The sequence below is a fragment of the Vibrio chagasii genome, from assembly GCA_041879415.1.
Lineage (GTDB): Bacteria > Pseudomonadota > Gammaproteobacteria > Enterobacterales > Vibrionaceae > Vibrio.
Map to the genome: position 1 here is coordinate 897,106 of CP090851.1, position 26,427 is coordinate 923,532.

The window sequence follows — 26,427 nt, forward strand, 5'->3', positions numbered from 1 at the left end:
TTTGTAACATTAAAGGATTATAAAGGCTAAGCACTGTTATATAAGGATGTGTCTGTGGATAACGTTATCTCAAATTTAAAAAAAGAGTTCCATACTCATGTCCAGTCAGATAAATGGGCAGAAAGATACAGTGCGAAATCGAGCATCTCGACTCTGACGCAAGAAGAGTTAGCTGAGCTGGAAAATGCTTGGGTTCAACTTGTGATTTGGAAACAGACTCAAGTAAGCTAATCGTTCGGTAAAACGAGCGCGATTCGCCGCAACTGATTCATTTATAACCCCATGTTGGTCATTCCAATGTGGGGTTTTTTCTTACCTGGAAGAATAGTTGTTATAATATAACAATTTTGTCACCATCGACCTTGAAAAAAATTGTTAACAGCCTCATAGTGTCTATCATTAGATAGTTAGCTACAAAATATTGCCCAGACATATAATGTAGCGTTGTTAAATACATCGAATTTTCAAGTGAGTATAACTATGGCGGAAGTGCGTGCCAGAATAGATTTCAAAGTAGGGGTAACAAGCAGTATTGATGCTGAATTACTCTCTTTTCATGGATTGAAAACAGATAAAGAGCATGTTGCTGTAATATTTAAATCAGCAGATAAAACACAAGATGTTCCTCTTGTTCGTATGCACTCTGAGTGCCTTACTGGTGATGTTTTCCACTCTTCTCGCTGTGATTGCGGTGAGCAGCTAGATGAAACCATCAGAATCATGGGCGAAACTGGCGGTGTGATTCTTTATCTACGCCAAGAAGGTCGTGGTATTGGCTTATACAATAAGATCGATGCATACCGTCTTCAAAGTGAAGGTATGAACACGTACGAAGCGAATAACCACCTAGGTTTCGGTGATGATTTGCGAGATTTCACTGAAGCGGCTGAGATGCTGCGTGCTCTAGGTATCCCGAAGATTCGTTTGGTCACGAACAACCCTAAGAAGATTAACGAACTGAAGTCTTACGGTATTGAGATAGAAGAAGTGGTGAATACGTCTGCCCATATCAAATCTGGCAACGAAAATTACCTTAAAGCAAAAGTCTCACACGGTAAGCATAACCTGGATATCTAGCCCGTTTACTTGTTGTGCCTAACACAAAAATGTTTAAAGACCTCACATATGTGAGGTTTTTTTGTATTTATCTTGCAATAAAATTGTAAGTTTGTATTATTCAAATCCGTAGTGTAAATGATAATGGTTTGCACTATTACTACGAATAATAATTTAAAGCTCAACAAGGATGCTTCATGACTATCAAATCTTTAGTGACAAAAGCCGTAACTTCGTCACTCATTTTTGCCTCTGCTTCTTCTTTCGCTGCAGTAACTCAAGATCAAGTTGTAGAACATTACGCAGATATTGCTCACGCGGTATTTGCAGACTCAGTAATCACAGCAAAAGCGTTGAACTCTTCTATTGATACCTTCTTAGCTTCTCCTTCTGCTGGCAACTTCGAAAAAGTAAAACTGGCTTGGCTTGAGTCTCGCGTACCATACCAACAGTCAGAAGTATTCCGCTTCGGCAACGTGGTTGTTGATGATTGGGAAGGTCAACTGAATGCATGGCCACTAGATGAAGGTCTGATTGATTACGTTTCTTCTGATTACCAATACGAACTAGGTAACGAGGGCGCAAGTGCTAACATCGTTGCAAACAAAACGTTCCAAATCGGTCAAACGACAGTAGACGCGACGAACATTACGCCTGAATTGATTGCAGAGCTTAACGAGATCGGTGGTTCTGAAGCGAACGTTGCATCTGGTTACCATGCGATCGAATTCCTACTTTGGGGCCAAGACCTAAACGGCACAAACGCAGGTGCTGGTCAGCGTGCTTACACTGACTTCGTTGTTGGTGCTGAATGTACAAATGGTAACTGTGACCGTCGTGGCGCATACCTAAAAGCATCTGCTGAGCTACTAGTTCAAGATCTAGAGTGGATGGAAAAGCAGTGGGCTAAAGGCGAGAAAGGTAACTACCGTCAAGAGCTTCTTTCTGAGTCAAGCGAAAATGGTCTACGTAAAATGCTATTCGGCATGGGTTCACTTTCTCTAGGTGAACTTGCTGGTGAGCGTATGAAGGTAGCTCTAGAAGCGAACTCTACTGAAGATGAGCACGATTGCTTCTCTGATAACACGCACAACTCTCACTACTACAACGAGCAAGGCATCTACAACGTTTACACGGGTCTATACAAGCGTGAAGACGGTACTCTTCTTTCAGGTCCAAGCCTATTTGACCTAGTTGAGCAAAAAGATGAGCAAGCTGCGAAAGAGATTCAAAAGCAGTTTGACCTAGCACGTGCACAAGTAGGCCAACTAGTAACATCGGCTGAGAAAAACAACCAGCACTTTGACCAGCTAATTGCTGCTGACAACGCTGCAGGTAATGCATTAGTAAACAAAACAATTGTTGCTCTAGTATCTCAAACAGCTGCAATTGAGCGTGCTGCTGGTGTGATTGGCATTGATAGCCTAAACCCAGACACGGCTGACCACGAGTTCTAAGAACCCGAGCCAGGAACAAATGTAAGGGCTCTGATTGAGCCCTTAATTGTTTGCTAAGAAAAAAAGCCACTTCCTTATAAAAACTAAAATCAAAAATTCAGCAAGGCACTGTATGAAGTCGTATCTATCAGCCTCACTCTTAACTGCACTGTTTTTCTTATCTCCATTACACGCCCATGAAACCTACTCCGGTGGTAAAACAACCGTGAAGAAAGATGGGGCGAATGCTTTTTCTCTTCCTGCTGCTAACTTGCCAATGAGCAAGCGCTTAGATTTCAGCGTAGGCAACAGCTTCTTTAGAAATCCTTGGGTACCCGCGCCATCATCAACTGACGCTCGTGATGGTCTAGGCCCGCTATTTAACACCAACGGTTGCCAAAACTGTCACATCAAAGATGGGCGAGGCCACGCGCCAGAAAAAGGCGATGAGAACGCCGTGTCTATGTTGGTTCGTCTTAGTATTCCAGCTGAAACACCTGAGCAGCGACAAGCCTTTATTCGCGATGGTGGCATTCCAGAGCCAACATACGGCGGTCAGTTACAAGACTTTGCACTTCAAGGGGTAAAACCAGAGGGCAAGGTGAACATCAGTTACACAGATGTGCCAGTTACTTTTAAAGACGGCACGGTTGTTACTCTGCGTAAACCTTCTTTAAAGATCACTGAACTTGCTTTCGGTGAAATGCACCCTAAAACAGAATTCTCAGCTCGTGTTGCGCCACCGATGATTGGTTTAGGCCTGCTCGAGAGTATTCCTCAAGAGACGATTCTTGGTTTCGCGAAGCAACAAGCAGCGGATAACCAAGGCGTATCAGGTAAAGCCAATTACGTTCTTGATGTCCGCACAAACGAAATGGCATTGGGACGTTTCGGTTGGAAAGCTGGTCAGCCAAACTTGATGCAGCAAAATGCGGCAGCATTTAACGGTGATTTGGGCTTAACGAGTAGCTTATTCCCGAACGAAAACTGCACCTCAGCTCAATCAACTTGTGATGACTTTCCAAATGGCGGTGAGCCAGAAGTGAGTGATAACATCCTCGACTTCGTAGAGTTCTATTCTCAACATTTGGCGGTTCCAATCCGTCGTAATGTTGATGATCCGGCAGTCATTCAAGGCAAAAAATTGTTCAAAGACATTGGTTGCCAAAGCTGTCACCAAGCTGAAATTCGTACAGCCAAGCGCGAAGGTTTGCCAGCACTATCTGACCAGTTAATCAGCCCTTATACCGATATGCTGCTACATGATATGGGCGAAGGCCTAGCGGATAATCGTCCAGAGTATCTAGCGAATGGGCGTGAGTGGCGAACTACACCATTGTGGGGTTTAGGTTATACAAAAGAAGTGAATGGCCACACCTTCTTGCTGCACGATGGTCGAGCAAGAAACGTGATGGAAGCGGTACTTTGGCACGGTGGTGAAGCTGAGATAGCGAAACAGAAAGTGTTGTCACTCACTCGTAGCGAACGTGAAGCACTGCTAGCGTTCTTAGATTCACTATAAGCTAACTTGAACTCAGTTGAGCCAGAGGCTTGATGAGTAAAGCAAGTAAGCGAATAAATGACTGACTACCGCTGAACTTGTAGAAATACGAGCGCAGCGGTAGTTTTCATATTTAATGAACTCATATAATTACAAGAAAAATTAGGAAGTAAGGTAACAGCATGGCTCAAAAATTATTGTTAATGCCTTTGTCGGTTTTAGCCATGGCAGGCTGTCAGTCATCAGGGGAACAAGCTGCTTCGTCTGAGGTTAACGGTGTGTCTTATCAAGCCGACACGACAAGTCATATTAGTCGTAGTGTGTATCAACAGGAATTTGATTCAGCAATACTATTCGCTAAGCAATCGAGCGAATTAGAAGCCTTGATGCAGGGCTACTGTGAAACAAATAACGTTGAGTTAGATGCAGTTAAAAATCAGTGGCAGCTCACCATGAATAGTTGGATGGCACTGCAAGGACAAGAGCGAGGTCCAACAGCGGCGTTAGAAGAGAGCTGGAATGTTCAATTTTGGCCAGACAAAAAGAACACGACGGGCCTTAAAATGCGTCAGTTGACGCAACAGAATAAAGCTTGGACGCAAGACGAAATTGCACAGCAAAGTGTGACAGTTCAAGGCTTGGGTGCTTTGGAGTGGGCGCTATATGACCAGAAATCACCATTGCTTAAAGATAAGGCATCGGGTTGTCTGTCTTCACAAGCTATCGCACAAAACTTGGCAATGAAATCAGCTTCAATTGCTGCAGCTTGGCAAGTTAACCCATGGCTTGCTTTGGACGAGGTGCGTTGGGAGTCGGAATACATCGCTCTTTTGACGAACCAGCTTGATTACAGCATGAAGAAGTTAAGCCGCCCGATGGCAAAAATTGGTCATCCGCGTCCATACTTTTCAGAATCTTGGCGAGCGCAAACCTCTATGACTCAACTAAAAGCGAATGTTGCAGCTCTAGAGAAATTGTATCTCGCTGACGGTAACGGCCTTGATGGCTTGCTGAGAGAGAAAGGGCTCAATGATTTGGCTGATCGTGTTGCTGATCAGTTCGCACTGACATTAGAGACTTGGCCAACGGATTCGAGCTTGTTCAGTTTACTGCAGAGCAAAGAAGGTTACCGAGAGGTTCTGACTCAGTACAACAAGCTAGAACGTTTGAAGTACCTGATTCATGAAGAAGTAGCGATAGAGCTGGGCGTGGTAATAGGATTTAATGCTACCGATGGTGACTGATACTACACGAAGAAACTTACTGAAAGCAGCACTTGGGTGTGCTGCTGTCCCAGTGCTGCCGTTCGGATGTGCAAGCCGTTCAGGTGAAAACGTATCGAACAAACCTCAGTTGATTGGTTGCGCGCTTAATGGTCGAGACCAGTATTCCGCGGTTGTCGCTGATGAATATGGCATGCCACTGGCTCAGCTACCGATCCCCGAGCGTGGACATGGTGTTGCCATCTGTCCAACGTCATCCCATGCAGTCGTGTTTGCTCGTCGCCCAGGTGACTACTTTATGGTGTTTGACTACAAAAGTGGTGAGCAGATAAAAATGTTAGTGAAGGGTAACAACCGTCACTTCTATGGTCACGGCGTTTACTCGTTAGACGGCACACTACTGTATGCGACTGAAGGGAAAACGGACACGAGCCAAGGCGTAATTGGCGTCTATGATGTCGCACAAGGGTATCGTAAGGTCGAAGAATTCACCGGTTTTGGCATTGGCCCTCACGAGGTGATCATCATGCCGGATGGTAATCTTGCTATCGGTGTTGGCGGTGTACACACTGATGGCCGAACACCGAAAAATTTGGATTCCATGCAGCCTAGTTTGAGCTATGTTTCATCGCAAGGTGAACTGCTTGATCAGGTTGAATTGTTGGATAAGAAATTAAGTATTCGACACTTAGCGCATGACGGGGCTGAGACTGTACTTTGTGGTCAGCAATATCGTGGCGAACCTGATGAATATCCTTCACTTTTGGCTATGCATACAAAAGGCGGCGAGTTCGAATCTTTGAACGCAGAGCCAGAGCAATGGGCGCGATTTAATCATTACATTGCAAGTATCGCAGCATCCGATGATTGGATTATCGCCACCTCTCCACGAGGTAATTGCTACGGTATTTGGTCTAAACAAACCAAAGAGTTAGTGGAGCTATCGGCACTGTCTGATGCTTCCGGTGCAGTGCTTCTTGATGGGGAATTTAGACTGAGTTCTGGGGCGGGGAGTGTCGTTAGTCAACGCAGACCATATGAGAAATCAATACAGCAATCCTCCATTCAGTGGGATAACCACTGGAGTTCTATCTGATTTATAACGTCATCTAAAAATAACATGCTGACTCCAATTTCTTTGCCATACTTATGGGATGGATAAAGGTGGAGTGAGCATGTTAGCGAAATACTTCTGTGGATTATTGCTGCTAGTTTCCATGAACACATGGAGCTATACGAGTTCTGAGGAGCGTCGGTTTATTCCGGCAGATTCAGAGCTCTCTTTCATGCTTATCTATCCCGAACTCACCCAGAGTATTTATCAAGACACCTCATTTCCATTCTTGTGGGACTCTCCAGAGCTTGTTAAAGCGTTTGAATTCCAGTTATCGCTGATTGAGCAAGCGAAGATGGCACCGCTTTTCGAACGACAGCTCAAACAGATTCGTCAGTACCAATCTCGCCAGCAGTGGCAAGAGTTAGACATACTGCTCACCGACACCTTCATCTACTATCTGAGCTACGTTGAGAATGCGCCAATCATAGGTAAGGAGTGGTATTTCTCTGGGCAGCTGCACTCTAAATTGCCCGCGCCTTCACCTCATATTGTTATGAGACTTAAAAGCAGCGTCGCCAATGATTACTTATTGGAGATGGTGTTGTCTTACGCGCCACCGGTTGGCGATTTTGACCAATTCAAAGCAACCTATTCTGTTTTAAACACGGCATCTGAGCTTGGTATTGAACGTTACCACCAGAAAGGCCTAAAACGCTTGGGAGATAAGCTTTCAGACAAAGCAACGCTGGTCGAGCGCATTGCATTGGTTGGCGTAGATACTTCAATGATCGCTGTCGACTCCCCTCGGTTTGATCGAGACTTGCAAATCGCGACCAAAGCTTTTCAACGCATGCATGGGATTACCGCGGACGGGATTATCGGACCAGACACGATCAAGTGGATCAACATGGGCTTTGATGATCGACTCACTTCCCTGGCATTGAACGCCGAGCGTGCCCGTTTATGGCCAAGAAATAGAGATTCACTGATTGTGGTGAATGTACCTAGTTTTGATATGAAGTACTGGGAAGACGGGGAAGAGGTTTTCGAGTCTAAAGTCGTGGTCGGAAGAAAATCGAGAAAAACGCCACTCTTAGAGATAAAACTTGATTCGGTTATCTTAAACCCGACTTGGAATGTGCCATGGAAAATCATGGTTAAAGATATCTTGCCAAAAGTAAAAGCCGACGAGAGCTATCTTGAAACACACAATTTTCAAGTGATCGATGGTTGGCGTTCGATGGAAACCGTCGACACTACCGAGATTGATTGGCAGACAATCAACTTCAACTCTTTCCCTTATCGAATGCGCCAACAAGCAGGCTCTAGCAATGCATTAGGTTTGTACAAGTTCAATACACCCAACAAGCGAGCCATCTATCTCCATGACACCCCAAGTAAAAGCTTGTTTAACGATGACTTCCGCGCCTATAGCTCAGGTTGCATTCGTGTTGAGCATGCCGAGGAACTCGCGGAGTTGTTATTTGCGACTAAGGTAAAGAAAGTACCCAATCAGGATGATGAACTTGCTCCCAATACAAAGGTTCGACTCAAGAAGCGAATTCCGGTACACATTATTTACCAAACTGTGTTGTTTGAAGAAGAGGGCATACAGTACCGTGGCGACATTTATCAATACGATAAACAGGGTGGCTAATGGCAGATATGCATAGAATGGTGATCTTGACCAAAAAATGACAACTAACCTTCTATTGATAAAATTATAATGAGTATCAATAACTAACCGTGCAAAGGTTACAAATACTAACGTTTTGCACGTTTTTTGTGCGTTGACGCAGCAATTTCCATTATGTATCGTGCGTTTTTTGTTCGATCTAATGGGGTTTTCTTGCTGTATGTCTCAAAGTTTATTTTCACGCCGTCAGTTCCTGACTTACGCTGGTGGTACTGCTGTTGTTGCCTCACTTACTCCTTCTATTGCCTTTGCTTCATACCCTGATCAACCAAGAACGATTAGCATGAACAACCTCCACACCGGTGAAAGGTTAGAGAGCTGCTATTTCGATGGTACTAACTATGTTGGTGATGAGATGGCGCGCCTTAGCAAACTATGTCGTGACTTCCGCCGTAACGAAATACACCCAATGGATAAAAACCTTTTTGATCAAATCACTCAGATTCAAAATATCTTAGGTATTCAAAAAGAAGTTCAGATCATCTCTGGCTATCGCTCTCCAGCAACCAACGAAGCATTACGCTCTAAGTCGAGCGGTGTCGCTAAAAAGAGCTACCACATGCTTGGTAAAGCGATCGATTTCCGTATTGATGGTGTTGATTTGAAAGAGTTGAGAGACGTAGCAAGAAGCCTACAAGCGGGTGGAGTGGGTTACTATGCTCGTAGCAACTTCATCCACATTGATACTGGCCCTGTGCGAACTTGGTAGAGCAAGACTCAATGGGTGAGCAAAGCGGTAGGTACTTGTCAAAGTAGAGATCCAATGTCATAGTTTGCCCAAATTTCAGTTTGCCCTCTAAGGTTTGTATATGTCTCTTAAGTATCAAGTTGTACCTGTTACCTCTTTCGCTCAAAACTGCTCGATTGTGTGGTGTGATGAAACCATGGAAGGCATCGTTGTTGATCCAGGTGGTGACATTCAACAGCTGGCTGCAATCATCGAAGAGCTGGGCGTTAAGGTAGTGAACTTGGTGCTGACTCATGGTCACTTAGATCATGTGGGTGGTACGGTACCACTTTCTGAGATGCTGAAGGTAGAGATTGTTGGCCCACATAAGGCAGATAACTTCTGGCTACAAGGCCTAGAGAATCAAAGCCAAATGTTCGGTTTTCCACTGTGTAAAGCGTTTGAACCAAATACTTGGTTAGAAGAGGGCGACAAAGTAACGTTTGGTAACCAAGTCATCGATGTGATTCACACTCCGGGCCACACACCAGGCCACGTTGTACTGTTTAGCGAGCAAGCTCGTTTAGCGTTTGTTGGTGATGTACTGTTTAATGGTGCCATTGGTCGTACTGACTTCCCACAAGGCGATTTCAACACGCTTATCACATCGATCAAGACCAAGCTTTGGCCACTAGGCAGCGATGTAACCTTCGTTCCTGGCCATGGTCCTGAATCAACATTCGGTCGTGAGCGTGCATCAAACCCATTCGTAGCCGATGAGATGCCTTTATACTAAGTCTGTCATAGCGCATCAGAGCGATTGAAAATGAAGCTTAGCTTTTCTTCTGAAAGCTAAGCTTTTTTTATGGTTCATCGTGGGTTAGCTTGCGGGTTTACTTTCTAAGCCTTTTGGGGGTTAATCAGAAACACGCTCGGCAGCGGCTAGGTAGCGCCGAGCCAAGCCTACAAACTCTTCCCCACTAATATTTAGGTCATTGGTTGATATAAAGATATCGTAGCCGTGAAAACCTCGCTGATATTTCATTCTGTTAGCGAGCATCGCCTGTAGTCCAGAATAATCTTTGATGACGGCTTTCTCGTCATTTGATGCTTTAGAGGGTTTAGATGCTGCTTGTGTTTGGTTGTCACTGAAATAGCGCTCTTCAGTGTTTTCTGATTCTTTAAATTTACTTAGCTCTACACAGCCGGCTTCGGTACAGCGAGTGTGGTAGTGCGAAGAGTCGAGAACCATGTCTTCAAAGTTCGACTCCTTACCCGCTTGTTTGGCTCCCAAGTACAAAAGTGCGCGCTGGCTGAGCAGTAATTCGCAGGTGATTTTAGGGCATATGGAATCCAAGTAGGGTGAGTAATCTTTGACCTTAATACCGATCCAAGGAAGAGGTTGATGCCAGCCATCTTGTTCATAAGTACACAAGCCGATTTTTTGGATATTGCTCCATTTTAAAACCCATCCACCTTTATAAAAGTGCTGCTGAAAATGTGTTGGAGTGAGTGTGAACATCACTCGGCTGCGTAGCATTAAATAATAGCCTGCTCCAAGCAACGTAATAATGCAAAAAGCGCCTACGATCAGTAACTTTGGATTATCGCTATAGAGTGCAATGATGAAGCAAATAAAGCCCAAAATAACAGCTAGAATACGGTATGCTCGAGTGAACGAAGGCAAAGAGAAATTAGTGAGATGACGAGTGTCCATAGGCAACACCAAGTTTTCATATTTTTGTCTGGATGGATAACCAGTGTATATGACCCTGAATTGATAAGTCGATGTTTAAATAATAGACGCTAGTAGACAATATCGGTATTTTTCGTCGACTTTCGGCGCTTCACTCTACAAATAGCTCCTGTTTTTTGGTATAAATCGCGCTTCAAATTTTCACCACTGCGAAAAGAGCAGTGAACTGGAGAAATATTCAATGAGACTTGCTCATAAGCGTAAGGTGCAGGCTAAACTGCAGAAACGCACTAAAGCGGCTGTAGTTAAAGCAGTGGCAACGCCGAAAAAAGCGAAGCCTGTCGCAGAGAAAGTTGTAGCAGAAAAAACTGTAGCAGCAAAACCAGCGGTAGAGAAAACAGTAGCAGCAACTAAAGAAGTTGCAGTAGCACTGACTCCTAAGCAACAACAAGTTCTAGACATCGTTGTTAGCAATGCTGAAGGCATTAACCCTAAAGGTATCGGCCTAGCAGCTGGTCAAGAAGACGCGAAAGCAGCTTCATGGGCAACAGGCGCATTGAAAAAACTTCTTGAAGAAAACCTAGTAGCGAAAGAGCAGCTAGCAGGTAACAAGGTTATCTACAAAGCTATCTAATCCCATGGGATGATATTCGCTTCGTTAAGTTTTTAAGCCTCGATTATCGAGGCTTTTTTATATCTGCAACACAAGGCTCGCTCCTATATTCCTTCCAAAATTCTTGTTCGCTTGTTTAGTTTGACGTCTGGTTTAGCCTCTCATCAGTAAGCACCAAAGTAGGGCGAATCTCGAACAAAACACCGATAATTTCCCCCGAAACTAAAGCGATGAATAGAGCTTCATCACGAAATAGCAAACAATTGTTAATACAGCTTCATTGTAACTACTTAGGTATTTATCAATAAACATTGTTCGTGTGAATAGTCTTAGTCCTTTAAAACTGGCACTGGTCATTTAACTCCTACGTAGTTCTACTTAGTTCTTTGGTCTAATACGTATCTTTGTGCGGAGTATTCGTGCGTGCTCTCCCTGATATCTTGTTGCCTCATCGCGGTGCACTCTTATGTTGAATCATAAAAAATGCTCAAAGAAAGAGTGTTAACCCAACAAAGGACGTGAACATGAGTCTCATTTCTAACTCCCTCACACGAGTTTTTAAAAACGTAGCGGTAACCGCTGCGGCTTGTTTAGCTTTAGTCGCTACTGGTGCAACAGCTGCGGATAAGGTTTACCGTTTGAAACTTGCTGAAACGTGGGGACCAAACTTCCCAGTTTTCGGTGACGCTACGAAGAATATGGCGGCGATGGCTGAGAAAATGTCGAATGGTCGACTGCAAATCAGAATCGATTCAGCGAATAAACACAAAGCCCCTCTAGGCGTTTTTGACATGGTTAAGTCTGGTCAATACGACATGGGTCACTCAGGCTCTTACTACTGGAAAGGTAAAGTTCCAAACACTCTTTACTTCACTTCTATGCCTTTCGGTATGACGCCAGCAGAACAATACGCATGGTTCTACCACGGTGGCGGTATGGAGTTGATGGAGCAGGTTTACTCTCCACATAACTTGATGTCGTTCCCTGGTGGTAACACGGACATTCAAATGGGTGGTTGGTTTCAAAAAGAGATCAACAGTGTTGAAGATCTACAAGGTCTGAAAATGCGAATCCCTGGTTTTGCGGGTGAAATCCTAGCAGAGCTTGGCGCTAAACCGACCAACATTGCCCCAGGTGAGCTTTACACATCTCTAGAGCGTCGCACGATTGATGCGCTAGAGTGGGTAGGCCCTTCACTGGATCTGCGAATGGGTTTCCACAAAATCGCGCCTTACTACTACACAGGTTGGCACGAGCCGGGTTCAGAGCTTCAATTCCTAGTGAACAAACGCACTTGGAACAAGCTTCCTGAAGATCTACAAGAAATCCTGCGTGTTGCAATGCGTACAGCGGCTTACGACATGTACACACAAGCAACGCACGAAAGTGGTAAGAACTGGGTTTCTATGAAAACTGAGTACCCAGATGTACAAGTGAAAGACTTCCCGCCAGAGGTTATGTCTGCAATGAAAGAAGCGAACGACCGTCTACTTGCTGCCCATGCTGAGAAAGATGAGCTAGCAAAAGAGATTCAAGCTTCACAAGCTGCTTACCTAGAGCAAGTACGTTCATGGACGGATATTTCACACAGAGCTTATCTAAATAGCCAAGCGAAATAATCGCCCCTTGTAGAACTAAATTTAAATGAACCCAAAGCTTTTCTTATTAAGTATTTATGAGTGAATAAGCCGAGGGTTCATTTAAAAAATAATAACTAACCTGTATTACGCTCAAGAACCTTTTCTACGTCCTACAGCTTGTTAATTCAGCTGCACGATGTCTTTTCAAATTCCATGGAGTCGGGAATGCGAAGTCTAATTTATATTGAACGCATATTTAATCGTATCGGTGATGCACTGGGATGGCTTTCCAGTATGTTGTTTATTTTACTTATCGCCAACGTCGTGTATGACGTTGTCATGAGATATGCATTCAACGATGTCTCAATTGCCTTTCAAGAGATGGAGTGGCATCTGTTCTCTGCTGTTTTCCTATTAGGTGTGCCATATGCCATCAAAGCGGGTGGCCATGTTCGAGTCGATGTGTTCTACGAGCAACTGAGCTTCAAAGCACAAGCCATTATTGACCTGCTAGGTACGCTTATATTTCTTCTTCCTTTTTGTTTACTCGTCGCTTGGTTCGGTATTGATGTTGCCAAAGAGAGTTATGAACTGGGTGAAACCTCAGGCGATCCCGGTGGTTTGCCATATCGATGGATCATCAAAGCTATGATCCCGTTGTCGTTCTTCTTGATGGCATTGAGTGGCGTAGGTTTGATCCTGCACTCACTCAACAAGATTTTTAATCCGTACCTTATCCATGCAAATCATAAGTAGAGGCTAAACATGATTGGAATAGTAATGTTTTTTGTAGCCTTGTTTGCACTATTACTTGGCTTCCCAGTTGCGTTTACCTTTGGTGGTATCGCCTTAATTTTTGGTGTGTGGGCAGAAGGCATAGAGATGTTTGCTTTCATGCCATATCGAATTCAATCGATCATGGAAAATACGGTACTGATGGCCGTTCCATTATTCGTTTTCATGGGGCTTGTTCTGCAAAAGACCAAACTTGCTGAACAGCTACTTGAGTCTATGGGCCGCTTGTTTGGTGGTGTGCGTGGTGGTATCGCGATTTCTACTGTACTAGTAGGTTCGTTACTTGCTGCTTCAACCGGCGTGGTTGGTGCTTCTGTTGTTGCGATGGGCCTTATCTCTTTGCCAGTAATGCTTAAGTACAATTACGACAAAGGCTTAGCCTGCGGTACCATTTGTGCTTCTGGTACCTTAGGTCAAATCATCCCACCATCTATTGTTTTGATTCTACTCGGTGATGTACTTGGTGTACCGGTTGGTGACTTGTTTCAGGCGGCTATCTGGCCGGGTGTGATGCTGGTGGGGGCGTACATTGTTTACATTTTAATATACGCAAAACTGCACCCTGAAGCCGCTCAACCAATTGAACGTGACGATTCAATCAGCCGTAAACAAGAAGTGATTGATGCGCTTAAAGCGATTCTTCCGCCGCTCGCGTTAATCATAGTAGTACTGGGCTCTATCTTTGCGGGTGTGGCGACGCCAACAGAGTCTGCCGCATTAGGTGGCGCGGGTGCGATGATACTTGCATTGCTATACGGTCAGTTTAGTTGGTCAATGGTATATGACGCCTCTAAAGAAACCGTAAAAGTAACAGCGATGGTTTTTGCCATCTTGCTGGGTGCGACCGCTTTCTCGATGGCGTTTACTTATACTGGCGGTGACTATCTGGTTGAAGAGTGGATGCTACAGCTTCCTGGTGAGAAGTGGGGCTTCCTGATCATTACCATGCTGGTTATTTTGATTCTGGGTTTCTTCATCGACTTCGTAGAGATCTGTTTCATCATCGTGCCAATCTTAGCGCCTGTTGCTGAGTTAATGGGCATCAATATGACGTGGTTCGCTATCTTGATTGCAATGAACCTACAAACCTCCTTCTTGACGCCACCATTTGGTTTTAGTTTGTTCTACCTAAAAGGCGTGGCACCAAAAGGCGTAACGACTAAAGACATCTACCGAGGTGTGATGCCTTTCATTGTGATTCAGATACTCGTACTTGGGTCACTTCTCGCGTTCCCTGCGTTTTATGGAATGTGAGTGACGCCAAGAATGTGAACGATATGTTTCAACGGCTATCTATAAATTGCTAAAATAAAACGGCTTATTGATGTTCAATAAGCCGTTTTTCGTGAGGAAAAGGAATGCCTCTAAAAGCCAAGCTGATTCTGCTGACGCTACTCCCGTTGCTGCTAGTTACGGCGAGCATTAGTTGGATCTCATTACACCAGACTAAAACCCTGGGTGATAAAGAGGTCGAGATCTTCAGAGATAGCCTGATTAAGTCTCGTGAAAATGCACTCAAGGACACTGTCGATCTCGCTTTCGACGCCATCGAACACATCTACAACGATCCCGATATTCAAGAAGCCCAAGCCAAAACGGAAGTTCGAGCCATATTGTCTAAACTTAGGTATGGCGCGGATGGCTATTTCTTCGCTTACGATCGCCACGGAACCAATCTTGTTCATCCAATACAGCCGGAATTGATCGGCCAGAATTTACTGCAACTTCAAGATGAAGATGGCGATTTCCTAATTGAAGCCTTATTACGAGAAGCACAAACCGGAGGAGGCTTTCATCAGTACTTGTGGCAAAAGCCTTCCACAGGGGAGGTTGTATCCAAGCTGAGTTATGCCGCTTGGTTGGAACGTTGGGATTGGATGATTGGTACTGGTTTATACATTGAAGATGTGCATCAAGAAGTCGCTTCAATGCAGGCTGCGATCAACAAGAACATTGAAACCACGTTTTTCTCTATCGTGGTGATCTTGAGTGTTACCGTGGCGGTGATCATCGTGCTGACTTTAGCCATCAACATGCATGAACATCGAATTGCCGATAACAACTTGAAAGAACTGGCTCATAAGACGGTGATGTTTCAAGAAGACGAGAAGAAGCATCTAGCGCGCGAGCTGCATGATGGTATTAATCAATTATTAGTGTCGAGTCGTTGCCATTTGGAGCTACTTGGTAATAAGTTACAGAGTGAAGAGCTTAAAGCTCACCTCAATAAGTCACAGCACTCGCTGATGAGAGCCATTGAGGAAGTGAGGCATATCTCGCATCAACTTCGTCCAAGTTCATTGGATGATATTGGTCTGGAAGCCGCTTTGTCGTCTTTGCTTTTAGACTTTCAAGCGCACTCGGGGATTGAGGTAGAAACCTTGTTCGCGACTAAACCGGGCAAGTTAAAGTCAGAGGCGGCGACTACCTTGTATCGAGTGGTTCAGGAGTCGTTAACCAACATAGAGAAACATGCACAAGCGACCAAAGTAACGGTCATCGCGCAGCAAATTGGCAATGTGCTGCAATTGCTTATTCAAGATAACGGTGTTGGTTTTAATACTTATAAGGCGATGGAAAAGCGAGGGATTGGCCTAAGAAACATGCGTGAGCGAGTGGAGTTTATCGGGGGCGACTTTGAACTGATGAGCGAGGTTGGCTTCGGAACGGAAATTACAGTGTTACTGACACTAGAGGGATTAATGAATGAGTGAAGTTATTCGAGTTGTGATTGCTGACGATCACCAAGTGGTACTTGATGGCTTTATGGCGAGATTGGAACTCGAGCCTGATATTAGCGTGATTGGTACCGCGAGCAACGGTTTAGAAGCGGTTGAGATGGTTAAGACCTTACGTCCAGATGTGGTGTTGATGGACATTAGTATGCCTATCATGAACGGTATTGATGCCACTCACCTAATCAAAGAAGAAAACCCGCAAGCGAAGGTGCTGATGCTGACCATGCATAACAACCGTGAATATATTATGAAGGTGATGCAGTCGGGTGCAGTCGGCTATATGTTGAAGGAAATTTCTGCCGAAAAAATGGTTCAAGCCATCAAAACGGTGAATCAAGGATCGACGTATTTCTGCGAAAAAGTGACTCAAAATTTGTTCACTCAACCAATTACTCCGACACCATCTGTGAAGAATCCACTGAGTCGACGTGAAGAAGCGGTACTGAAATTAGTGGCGAAAGGGGAGAGCAGTAAAGAGGTGGCGAAGGCGCTGAATATAAGCTACCGAACTGTCGAAACCCATCGACAAAACATTAAGCATAAACTCGACATTCACTCTACTGCAGAGCTTGCCAAGTACGCTGTCAATTGTGGGCTTGTGGATTGATCTTACGCTAAATTACACTAAATGTGTAATTTAATTACTAAATGTGTAATTAAGGCCTCCATTATGGAGGTTTTTTTAGTATTTTTGCGACAGGCTGATATTCTTCCTTTCGAAATTTAAGTGCCGAATGCAATGTTGCAAACCGAGCTCTGCAAAGTTAGAGAGGAAACATGGAGTCTGTTAAGGATAGATATAGTATTGAGAATACTGATTATACCGTAGGACAAGATAACGTTCAGAAATGGGGTTTTGATGTACATAATCCTGTATTTGGTATTAGTGCAGGGTCGATCATCATCTTCCTGTTGGCACTTTTGGTGGCAGAGCCAGAGACCGCGAAATCTGCACTTGATGGTATAAAATGGAAAGTCATCGGCAACTTCGATGGGTTCTTTATGTGGGCAGCCAACATCTTTGTTATTTTCTGTTTTGCCCTCATTGTCTCCCCGTATGGCAAGATACGTATTGGTGGCAATGATGCCAAAGCAGAGCACTCTAACCTTTCTTGGATGTCGATGTTATTCGCCGCAGGAATGGGTATTGGTTTGATGTTCTGGGGTGTTGCAGAGCCAGTCGCTTACTTTACTGGATGGTATGAAACGCCACTTGGTGTCGAAGCATACTCACCTGAAGCAGCTAAGCTTGCACTGGGTGCAACCATCTATAACTGGGGCTTACACGGCTGGGCTATCTACGCTGTTGTTGCTCTTGCACTCGCTTTCTTTACCTTCAATAAAGGTTTACCTCTTTCAATCCGCTCGATTTTTTACCCGATTCTGGGTGACAGAACTTGGGGTTGGTTCGGTCATATTGTTGATATCGTGGCGGTACTCGCAACGCTGTTTGGTTTAGCAACTTCATTAGGCTTAGGCGCGCAGCAAGCGACAAGTGGCATTAACCATGTGTTTGGTACTGATGGCGGTATTGGCATGCAGCTAGTTGTGATTGCTGTGGTCACTTTTCTGGCAACGATGTCGGTTGTGCGTGGCATCAACGGCGGCGTAAAGGTGCTAAGCAATGTGAATATGTTGGTGGCTTTAGGCTTGCTGATTTTCGTGACGATTGCTGGTGGTATGGCAGGCATTAAAGCTATCCCAACGGCGCTTATGGGTTACGTCGAAAACTTTATTCCTCTAAGTAATCCACATGGTCGTGAGGATGAAACTTGGATGCAAGGTTGGACGGTATTCTATTGGGCGTGGTGGATGTCTTGGTCACCATTTGTAGGCATGTTTATCGCGCGTATTTCTAAAGGCCGTACGATTCGTGAATTTATCGTCGCAGTACTGTTTATTCCAACAACAGTGATCATTATCTGGATGGCGATTTTTGGCGGCATCGCGATAGACCAAGTTGCGAATAAAGTCGGTGAGATAGGCATGAATGGCCTACAAGATATTACGCTTTCACTGTTCCACACATACGATGCGTTGCCAATGAGCTCTGTTTTATCTGTGGTATCGATTGGCTTGATTATGGTGTTCTTTATCACCTCTTCAGACTCGGGTTCTCTAGTGATCGATAGCATTACCTCTGGCGGTAAAGTAGATTCACCGGTTCCTCAACGTGTTTTTTGGGCGGTAATTGGTGGTGCGATTGCTGCGGTTCTGTTGTGGGTTGGTGGTACAGAATCTATCCAAGCATTACAAGCCGGTACGGTTTCTATGGCGCTTCCATTTGCGTTCATATTATTGCTTATGTGCCTAAGCTTATTGCTAGGTTTACGAACAGAAAATCAATTGGTTAAACATCAAAATGCTTTGAGCTAAAAGTAATATTAAACAAAAGGCCGACATGTTCGGCTTTTTTTTCATCAGTAATTTGAGTATTTACGTGAATATTGGATGAAAACCAAACGAACCGATTCAGGTTTACTGAAAACAACAAGTTAACCTGCTAAACTTCAGACATCCAAGTATTTGAATTAATGTGACAACAGCTTGTACTACTTGGATTGTAGGGTCGAGTTTGTGATTGGGTCACAGGTAAGTAAGGGATATTAGTAGTATTCCGTAGAGAGGGATAATGACTAAAGGTATAGATAAATACAGTATCGACAGTACCGATTACACTGTTGGTCAGGATAATGTTCAAAAATGGGGTTTCGATGTCCACAACCCAGTATTTGGCATTAGTGCAGGTTTGATTGCTCTGTTTTTGATTGGTGTTTTGGTTACGGATACCGCATCGGCGAAAGCAGCACTGGATGGCGTTAAAGGGCAAATCATCAATTCATTCGATTGGCTGTTCATCTGGTCAGGCAATATTTTTGTAATCTTCTGCTTAGGTTTGATCGTTTCTCCGTTTGGTAAAATCCGCCTTGGTGGCGTTGATGCAACGGCAGACTACTCATTCATGTCTTGGCTATCCATGCTATTTGCAGCGGGTATGGGTATCGGTTTGATGTTCTGGAGTGTGGCTGAGCCAGCGGCTTACTACACAGGTTGGTTTGAGACACCACTTGGCGTTGAACCGAACACACCAGAAGCAGCTAAATTAGCACTAGGCGCAACCATGTATCACTGGGGTCTACACCCTTGGGCGATTTATGGCGTGGTTGCTCTTTCGTTAGCATTCTTCTCTTACAACAAGGGACTACCGCTTTCGATTCGTTCTATTTTCTACCCAATTTTAGGTGATAGAGCATGGGGCTGGGCTGGTCACGTTGTTGATATTCTGGCGGTACTGGCGACTCTATTTGGTCTGGCGACGTCGCTAGGTCTAGGTGCACAGCAAGCAGCAAGTGGTATTCAACACGTATTTGGCCTTGAAGCTGGTTTGGGCTTACAAGTTATCGTGATTACAGTGGTGACTTTACTCGCGGTCGTATCGGTACTTCGTGGTATCGATGGCGGTGTAAAAGTTATCAGTAACATCAACATGCTGGTAGCCTTCTTACTGCTTATCTTAGTGGCACTAATCGGTTATGCAGTAACACTAGGCTCTATCCCAACAACCTTAATGGCGTACATCGAGAACATCATTCCACTGAGTAACCCTCACGGTCGTGAAGACCAAGCGTGGTTGCACGGTTGGACGGTATTCTACTGGGCTTGGTGGATTTCATGGTCACCATTCGTAGGTATGTTCATCGCACGTGTATCTAAAGGTCGTACGGTTCGTGAGTTCATCACAGCAGTTCTGATTGTTCCAACGACTGTGACAGTAATTTGGATGTCAGTATTTGGTGGTATGGCGATCGATCAAATCGTAAATAACATCGGTACACTTGGTCGTGAAGGCTTAACCGACGTATCGCTAGCGATGTTCCAGATGTTTGATGCACTGCCGTTTGGTACGTTGCTGTCAATCATTGCAGTGGTATTGGTTCTAGTGTTCTTCATTACATCGTCTGACTCAGGCTCTCTGGTTATCGATAGCATCACCGCTGGTGGTAAAGTGGATACGCCGGTGCCTCAACGTGTTTTCTGGGCGTTCCTTGAAGGTGCGATTGCAGTGGCGTTGTTGTGGGTTGGCGGTACTGAAGCAGTACAAGCTCTACAAGCTGGTGCTATCTCGACGGCACTGCCATTCACCATCATTCTGTTGCTGATGTGTGTGAGCTTGCTAATGGGTATGTGTACAGAAAAACGCTAACGCTTATTGCTAAAATCAGATGCATGAATAGGCGTTTGAAGTAAACAATGAATAAAGGCAGGTGAGAGAATCACCTGCCTTTTTTACATCTATTTTTTGTCTAATCTTCATACCTATTTTACCGTACTGAAGCTGACAAAAATTGTAATAACCATATCGTTAATAGCGCCTTGAATTTGGCGATATGCCAACTAATTGGCATAAGCTAAGACTATGGTTTACATAAAAATATATTACGATATTAAATTGTGAAATCGCTCGAATTTAATACTGATATTGGGTAGTATGCGCGGGATTTCCCACCACTCGTGAAACTTTGACATGAAACTAACACTAAAACAGAAGTTAATAGGTGCTAGCCTATCTGCTGTTATAGTTATGGCAACAGCGTTGACCTGGCTATCAGCAAACCAACTATTTGAACAGACTCGTAATGGCGTATACCTACGAGCTGAAAGCGTATCAGAAGCAGCATCTGAAGGTATTAAAAACTGGATTGGTATTCGCACGGATATCGCATCAGCATTTAATGACTTTTCACGAGAAAGCGATGTTGTTCCTTTCCTAAAGCAAGCTCGCGTAGCGGGTGGTTTTGACGATATCTTTTTAGGTACACCAGAAGGTGGCATGTACCGTTCACACCCTGAACGTAATCGTGCAGATTACGATCCACGTCAACGCCCTTGGTACCAAGAAGCAAATGCAGCAGGTAAGCAGATCATTACTACGGCTTACCAAGATGCAATCACTAAAGCACTACTAGTAACCATCGCAGAACCCGTTCGTCACAATGGTCAGCTTGTTGGCGTAGTAGGTGCGGACGTACTTATCGACCAATTGGTTAACGACGTAATCAGCCTAGATGTTGGTGACAATGCTTACGCAATGCTAATCGATGCGTCTGACGGCACATTCCTAGCGCACCCAGATTCAGCACTAAGCCTGAAGCCAGTAAGTCAGCTTTCTAATGACATCTCTATGCCAATCATCGAGAACGCAGTGCGTACTGGTAGCATCGAGATCATTAAAGAACGTGGCGCTGAGAAGCTGCTTTACTTCACGAAAGTACCGAACACTAACTGGATCTTCGCGGTTCAGATGGACCGAGCGACTGAAGAAGCAAACCACTCAACACTACTTACTCAGCTCATTATGACTGCTGTAGTGATTACGCTTATCGTGATCGTACTGGTTTCTTGGTTGGTGAGCTTCCTATTCCGCGACCTAAACCGAGTTTCTGCGGCACTTGAAGAAATCGCTTCAGGTGAAGGTGACCTTACTCAGCGTCTTGAGCCTAAGAGCGACGACGAAATTGGTCAGCTTGCACAAAACTTCAACCGTTTTGTGGGCAACATGCACACAATGGTGATCAAGCTAAGTGAAGTGTCTGCTGCATTGGGTAACCAAGCGCGTCAAACTGCATCACAAGCGGAAGAGCGTAGCGCTCGCATCCAGATGCAACAAGACGAGATCAACATGGTTGCAACGGCTGTCAACGAAATGGCAGCGGCGACACAAGAGATCGCGGGTAACGCAGACCATACGGCACAGAATTCATCTGAAGCGGTTGGTGCGTGTGAGCACGGTACTGGTCAAGTAACACAGACTCAAAGCTCAATCCAAAATCTTGCTCAAGAAGTTCAGATTGCAACTAATGTGATCCTAGAGCTTGAAGAGCACGGTAATAGCATCAACGCTATCTTGTCTAACATTCAAGGCATCGCTGAACAGACAAACCTACTTGCACTTAACGCAGCGATTGAAGCGGCACGTGCAGGTGAGCAAGGTCGTGGCTTCGCGGTTGTTGCTGATGAAGTTCGTGTTCTGAGCCAACGTACACACGGTTCAACACAAGAGATTCAACAGACTATCGAATTGCTACAAGGTACAACAGGCAAAGCGGTTAGCATCATGAATGACAGCCGTACTTTGGCTGAAACGAGTGTTGATGACGCAAACTCAGCGGCTGCAAGCCTAACGCAAATTCATGCTGCTGTTGAACGTATCAGCGATATGGCAACACAGATTGCTTCTGCGGCAGAAGAGCAAGCGTCTGTAACGTCTGAGATTACTCGTAACACAGAGGGAATCCGTGACGTATCTAACGAGCTAGCAGACGAAGCACACCAAGCGGCAGAGCAAGCAGCTCAGCTGTCTGAACTGTCTCACGAGCTAGAGAGCGAAATCAGTCGCTTCAAGCTGTAAGCACTAAAGCGTAAATTTAAAGCCGAATGTGATAATCACATTCGGCTTTTTTGTGCCTCTTATTTGGAGGCTTAGGCATCGAGAACTAGTTGTTCGGGTAACCTGGGAACTTCGCTTTTAGATTGGCGCGAGTAGGGAAGTACTTCTCCATAAACTTCACCATCGCAGGGTCGTTCTTTTGAAGCTCTGTGAATGTCGCGGAACTTAGCTCTTGAGCGCTGTAGCCTTTGTAGTTTACGTCGTAGTAAGCATACAGAGAGTAAGCTAGGTATTCTTGATCGTATGACTCAGCGTCTAGGTCAGCTTCAACGATTGTCGAGTCTTTTCCATTTGGAAAGTAAGAGCCCGCAAGAATCGCTTTTTCATTCAGCTCATCGAGTTCTTTTTGCATCACACCCCACTTTGATGAAGGTGATTGTACCGCCAAATTCATCACACCGTAGTCGTGTACAAAGTGAATGATCTCTTCAAACGCAGCGTCTCTTTTTGTCACTAACCCCGGCTTGTTTTCGCCTGCTGTAGTATCTGTCGTTTCAGTCGCGAATAGATCTTGGAAGCGGTAGTTTTCATCTAAGTAATCGCCCGCATCTCTCTTAGACCAATCATCATCGTAAAAGAACGCCATCGCAGCTTTGCTGTCGTAGATAGCCTTGGTCACTTCAGCTGGGAAGTTATCAAGGTAGTACTGCATGATCTTCTTAACGTGCGCAACTTTAGCCGTGCCGTCATTCTGTGTTTTGTCTTCGATCAGTAAAGGGATCTTGTAACCATGAGCTTCTACACAACTGCGTTGCTTGATGCCATTGTTAAGCAAGTCGCCTGTTGTGTCTAAAATAACAGAACAATCACCTGTTGGAACACGAGCGAACGTCTCTGAAGCACTTTGAGCAAAGCTTGGAACAAATTGGATAGCGTTACTTAGGGTGTTACCCACGCGCACGTAAAGGTTCATCGGTCTCATTTGGTCGATATTAAACTTGTCGCCAGTGCTATCGATGATGAATTGCTTGTTGATGGTTACGGTGTCGGCTTTTTTCCAGAGAACGATGTTCTTGATGTTGTTTTCGACTTTAGCAACAGCAAGTTTTTCTGGTGTTGTAGTTGAGTTGAAGTTCTCGTAGTAAATGTTAAATTTTTCAACATCATACGTTTTACCAGACGAGTTTGTTGCCGTCACTTTAAACGTAATGTCTGCGTCATTTTGAGTCTTATAGTTGCGCTCTGGGATACCATGAACTTGAGCAAAACTGCCGCTCGATTTTAGATTATTACCGTACTGAGTAATATCAACGTTCACGTTTTTGTCTGCGCCATTTTTAATCGACTTTACGCTGAATTGCAGCGAGAAATTGTTGCCCAAGCTAACCACTGAGTTGGCGCTAGATGCGTCAATGACATTTTTTGAAGCACTGTTATTGTTACCGCCACCGCTTCCGCCGCCACACGCAGTAAGCATTGTTGTAACAACAAGAGTAGGAATAATGAGTTTATTTATCATAGAGAACCAAATTATCTGCAAGCAATAAAGCTCGCATGTTACAAGAAATGGTATTTTCTCTTAGTAAGCTTTTGTAAGTTATGTATTGATATTACTTACAAATGACGCATTAAAGATTTGTATAGGCAATTGGTTCAAGCGATTGGTTGACTTGGCGAGATAAGCTAGGGCGGGGAAATCGGGTGGGAGAGTAGTGGGCGGCATAATGGCCCACTACTGAAGTCTGGATTAGAAGTATTTTTTCGCTACTTCAACAGCTTTGTCCAAATCTGGAATCATAGTCAGCTCTGGAACTCGCTGAATATGAACGATTTTGTTGTCTTTATCGACAACGAATGTGCTACGAGCAAGTAAACCAAGTTCGTTGATTTGTGTGCCGGATTCAAAACCAAAAACGTGGTCTTTGGCATCTGAAAGCAAAGTTAGGTTGTCTGTAATACCTTTCTCATTCTTGAATCGATCCAGTGCGAAAGTCGTGTCTGCACTTAGGCCGATGAATTCAATGTTATCTGTCAGTTCAGGGTTTGCTTTTACAAAGTTAGACAGATCCTGAGCTTGTTGGTTACATACTGGTGTGTCAATCGAAGCCAGTACACTAAAGATACGCACTTTGTCTGTTTTTGCTGTGGTATCGTACGGCTGGTTTTTGTTTGTCATCAATGTCACTGAAGGCAGGTAATCACCAACAGCCAAGCTATTACCGACAAGGTTGAACGTTGTCTCGTAGTATAAAGTCAGCGTATTGTCTTTCCCTGTTGGAGCCGTTTCACTGGTTGTTAAGTAGTCCGCAGCACCAGCCGTTGTGGTTAGAATCAGTGCCGCTAGCGTGATTAGCGTTTTTTTCATGTTGAGTCTCTTGAATTATATTAGTTAAGCTCAGTTTCAAGCGCAGCGAACTCTAGCGAAATAAGATGCGGTTTGTTCAAACCAACAGATAATGAAAATCACACCGTTCGATTTTATTATAAAATATCAACGACTAAGAGAATAAGACCCTATTTAAAATGAGAGTTTACATAAGCTGAGTATCTTGGATATTTGTAATATCCTAACTTCAGAGCTGTCATTTTTTATTTTGTATGAATGCAAGTAGTTATGGGCTTTATTCTTATAAACTATCGAAAAGTCGGTCTCAAAAACACCTTCGCTATTTTTAGTTACTGTTATGTCAATATGTCTAGCTCTACAATCCTTATATGAGCTTACTCGGATTATTCCCTCCATATTTTCAAGGTCTAACATCCCCGTATGATCAACAAGGTTATATGAGATATTTTCAGTGGACACCAAACGCTGAGTCATATTTTTGTTGATATTATTTGTGTTATAGCAACCTCTAATTAGTGACAAGGAAGTAATGGCCAGCATTAACATGAATAGCTTTTTAAGATAAACCAAAGTTTCGTGGGGTTTATTCGGCAACTCTTGGTTATCGGTCACTTCGATAGCTACTGAGACTTCGCTCGTTGCTCCATCTATTGCAGCAGCGGCTATTGTGTCATCTTCCTGGATTTCGGAAGTTAGACTGGTTTCAGTCGGTGAATTGCTTTCATCAGGTAGATGGGGTTCTGATGGCTCTTCATTGGATATTTTCTCAAGTAAATAGCCAGCTTTACTTACAGTGGTGAGCTTTGTATTTTTAATACCAATCGTTTTGAGCGACTTTCTTAACGTACTGATCGTATTGGTTAGAGATTGATCAGAGACAATGGCACCATTCCAACATTCACTAAAAAGCTCATCTTTACTCACACATCGACCATTGTGGTTATGCAAATAGAGTAAAACACGGAATGGTTTTGGCCTTAATTTGATTAAGGTTTTATTTTCGATATTCATTATCGAACGATCGCTCAGGTTTATATGTAACTCATCATTAATTACAAGTGAATTATCATTAATCATTCTACTTCTCTCAAATTAATTATTTTTATTGTTATTACGCCTAGACCAACTTGTCGTCGATTCTATTTTTTTTCATCGCTTTGGCTATCAAAAATCAAGTTCGTTTGAAAAATGTGTGGAATTTATATTTGGTGTGTTTTTAGTGAGTTTTGAATGATGTGGTTTAGGTTGGGCGCAAGTACGATAGACGCATAATTCACGGATAGAACATCAACAGATATAGGGATTATTAATAACGTTGTTTGTTTTTGGGAGTGAAGATGAAAGTCGTATCAAAAGAAAGTGTTACACGTGTTTTAGGCAGCATTGAAGAATATAAACAGGTAGCTTGTGTTGAATCCAAAGGCTTAGATGTCATCAGCTTATTGGTTCGCTTATGTCACCTTCAGAGCAAGAAAATCTCAGAAGACGATCGCCAAGTCTTAGTAGACCACATCAAGGATTTGATATCAGAAGAGCTAGCCTTTGCCCAAAAAATGGAACTGGAAGAAGCTGAAGCGATATTAATGGATTCTATTAGCCCGCTATGCAATCCAGCACAATCCAAGTGAGACTAA

The 26,427-nt window shown here is 44.0% G+C and carries 23 protein-coding genes; 19 read left to right on the forward strand and 4 right to left on the reverse strand.

Going from position 1 to position 26,427, the window contains the following annotated elements; all coding sequences use genetic code 11:
* The first annotated feature begins 54 nt into the window (after positions 1–54).
* From L0991_04040 to L0991_04080, 9 genes are all read left to right on the forward strand, one after another.
* Positions 55–231 carry a hypothetical protein gene (locus L0991_04040; GenBank protein XGB63242.1) on the forward strand — a complete coding sequence of 59 codons (177 nt, stop codon included), beginning with the start codon at positions 55–57 and terminating at the stop codon, positions 229–231.
* Between the two features lie 249 nt (positions 232–480).
* Positions 481–1,077 (forward strand): GTP cyclohydrolase II, encoded by a 597-nt coding sequence (locus L0991_04045; GenBank protein XGB63243.1) that lies wholly within the window; start codon positions 481–483, stop codon positions 1,075–1,077.
* Between the two features lie 176 nt (positions 1,078–1,253).
* Positions 1,254–2,513 (forward strand): peptidase, encoded by a 1,260-nt coding sequence (locus tag L0991_04050; protein ID XGB63244.1) that lies wholly within the window; start codon positions 1,254–1,256, stop codon positions 2,511–2,513.
* A gap of 112 nt (positions 2,514–2,625) precedes the next feature.
* Positions 2,626–4,014, forward strand: coding sequence for a c-type cytochrome (locus tag L0991_04055; GenBank protein ID XGB63245.1), 1,389 nt, complete (start codon positions 2,626–2,628; stop codon positions 4,012–4,014).
* 161 nt (positions 4,015–4,175) lie between these two features.
* Positions 4,176–5,237 carry an iron-regulated protein A gene (locus L0991_04060; GenBank protein ID XGB63246.1) on the forward strand — a complete coding sequence of 354 codons (1,062 nt, stop codon included), beginning with the start codon at positions 4,176–4,178 and terminating at the stop codon, positions 5,235–5,237.
* Complete coding sequence (locus L0991_04065; GenBank protein XGB63247.1) at positions 5,227–6,312, forward strand: DUF1513 domain-containing protein; 1,086 nt, start codon at positions 5,227–5,229, stop codon at positions 6,310–6,312. The genes L0991_04060 and L0991_04065 overlap by 11 nt, the downstream gene beginning before the upstream one ends.
* Positions 6,313–6,391: 79 nt before the next feature.
* On the forward strand, positions 6,392–7,930 hold the full coding sequence (locus tag L0991_04070) for a L,D-transpeptidase family protein (protein XGB63248.1): 1,539 nt from the start codon (positions 6,392–6,394) through the stop codon (positions 7,928–7,930).
* Between the two features lie 199 nt (positions 7,931–8,129).
* A complete protein-coding gene (locus tag L0991_04075) occupies positions 8,130–8,678 on the forward strand; it encodes a DUF882 domain-containing protein (GenBank protein XGB63249.1) in 549 nt (182 codons plus the stop codon).
* A gap of 100 nt (positions 8,679–8,778) precedes the next feature.
* Positions 8,779–9,432 (forward strand): MBL fold metallo-hydrolase, encoded by a 654-nt coding sequence (locus L0991_04080; GenBank protein ID XGB63250.1) that lies wholly within the window; start codon positions 8,779–8,781, stop codon positions 9,430–9,432.
* 120 nt (positions 9,433–9,552) lie between these two features.
* On the opposite strand, the gene L0991_04085 is transcribed toward L0991_04080, so the two are convergent.
* Positions 9,553–10,353 (reverse strand): DUF2982 domain-containing protein, encoded by an 801-nt coding sequence (locus L0991_04085; GenBank protein ID XGB63251.1) that lies wholly within the window; start codon positions 10,351–10,353, stop codon positions 9,553–9,555.
* A gap of 220 nt (positions 10,354–10,573) precedes the next feature.
* On the opposite strand from L0991_04085, the gene L0991_04090 reads away from it, so the two are divergent.
* The 9 genes from L0991_04090 (at position 10,574) to L0991_04130 (ending at position 22,467) form a co-directional block, all read left to right on the forward strand.
* A complete protein-coding gene (locus L0991_04090; GenBank protein XGB63252.1) occupies positions 10,574–10,966 on the forward strand; it encodes a MarR family transcriptional regulator in 393 nt (130 codons plus the stop codon).
* A gap of 503 nt (positions 10,967–11,469) precedes the next feature.
* The gene (locus L0991_04095) at positions 11,470–12,564 is read left to right on the forward strand and encodes a TRAP transporter substrate-binding protein (protein ID XGB63253.1); all 1,095 of its coding nucleotides are present in this window, start codon (positions 11,470–11,472) and stop codon (positions 12,562–12,564) included.
* A gap of 186 nt (positions 12,565–12,750) precedes the next feature.
* Positions 12,751–13,281 (forward strand): TRAP transporter small permease subunit, encoded by a 531-nt coding sequence (locus tag L0991_04100; GenBank protein ID XGB63254.1) that lies wholly within the window; start codon positions 12,751–12,753, stop codon positions 13,279–13,281.
* A 9-nt stretch (positions 13,282–13,290) separates the two neighbouring features.
* Positions 13,291–14,574 (forward strand): TRAP transporter large permease subunit, encoded by a 1,284-nt coding sequence (locus tag L0991_04105; GenBank protein XGB63255.1) that lies wholly within the window; start codon positions 13,291–13,293, stop codon positions 14,572–14,574.
* Between the two features lie 104 nt (positions 14,575–14,678).
* Complete coding sequence (locus L0991_04110) at positions 14,679–16,034, forward strand: cache domain-containing protein (GenBank protein ID XGB63256.1); 1,356 nt, start codon at positions 14,679–14,681, stop codon at positions 16,032–16,034.
* On the forward strand, positions 16,027–16,665 hold the full coding sequence (locus L0991_04115; GenBank protein XGB63257.1) for a response regulator transcription factor: 639 nt from the start codon (positions 16,027–16,029) through the stop codon (positions 16,663–16,665). Before L0991_04110 ends, L0991_04115 begins: the two co-directional genes overlap by 8 nt.
* 170 nt (positions 16,666–16,835) lie before the next feature.
* Positions 16,836–18,434, forward strand: coding sequence for a BCCT family transporter (locus L0991_04120; GenBank protein XGB63258.1), 1,599 nt, complete (start codon positions 16,836–16,838; stop codon positions 18,432–18,434).
* Positions 18,435–18,690: 256 nt separating this feature from the next.
* Entirely contained in the window at positions 18,691–20,262 is a 1,572-nt protein-coding gene (locus tag L0991_04125; GenBank protein ID XGB63259.1) for a BCCT family transporter, read from the forward strand.
* 321 nt (positions 20,263–20,583) lie between these two features.
* The gene (locus tag L0991_04130) at positions 20,584–22,467 is read left to right on the forward strand and encodes a methyl-accepting chemotaxis protein (protein ID XGB63260.1); all 1,884 of its coding nucleotides are present in this window, start codon (positions 20,584–20,586) and stop codon (positions 22,465–22,467) included.
* Between the two features lie 85 nt (positions 22,468–22,552).
* Here L0991_04130 and L0991_04135 read toward each other — a convergent pair whose 3' ends face one another.
* The 3 genes from L0991_04135 to L0991_04145 form a co-directional block, all read right to left on the reverse strand.
* Positions 22,553–23,965, reverse strand: a complete 1,413-nt coding sequence (locus L0991_04135) for a hypothetical protein (GenBank protein ID XGB63261.1) — start codon at positions 23,963–23,965, stop codon at positions 22,553–22,555.
* A gap of 228 nt (positions 23,966–24,193) precedes the next feature.
* Entirely contained in the window at positions 24,194–24,811 is a 618-nt protein-coding gene (locus L0991_04140; GenBank protein XGB63262.1) for a peroxiredoxin, read from the reverse strand.
* A 153-nt stretch (positions 24,812–24,964) separates the two neighbouring features.
* A complete protein-coding gene (locus L0991_04145) occupies positions 24,965–25,870 on the reverse strand; it encodes a winged helix-turn-helix domain-containing protein (protein ID XGB63263.1) in 906 nt (301 codons plus the stop codon).
* Between the two features lie 260 nt (positions 25,871–26,130).
* Between L0991_04145 and L0991_04150 the strand changes: the two genes are divergently transcribed.
* Positions 26,131–26,421, forward strand: coding sequence for a hypothetical protein (locus L0991_04150; GenBank protein XGB63264.1), 291 nt, complete (start codon positions 26,131–26,133; stop codon positions 26,419–26,421).
* The last annotated feature ends 6 nt before the right edge of the window (positions 26,422–26,427 follow it).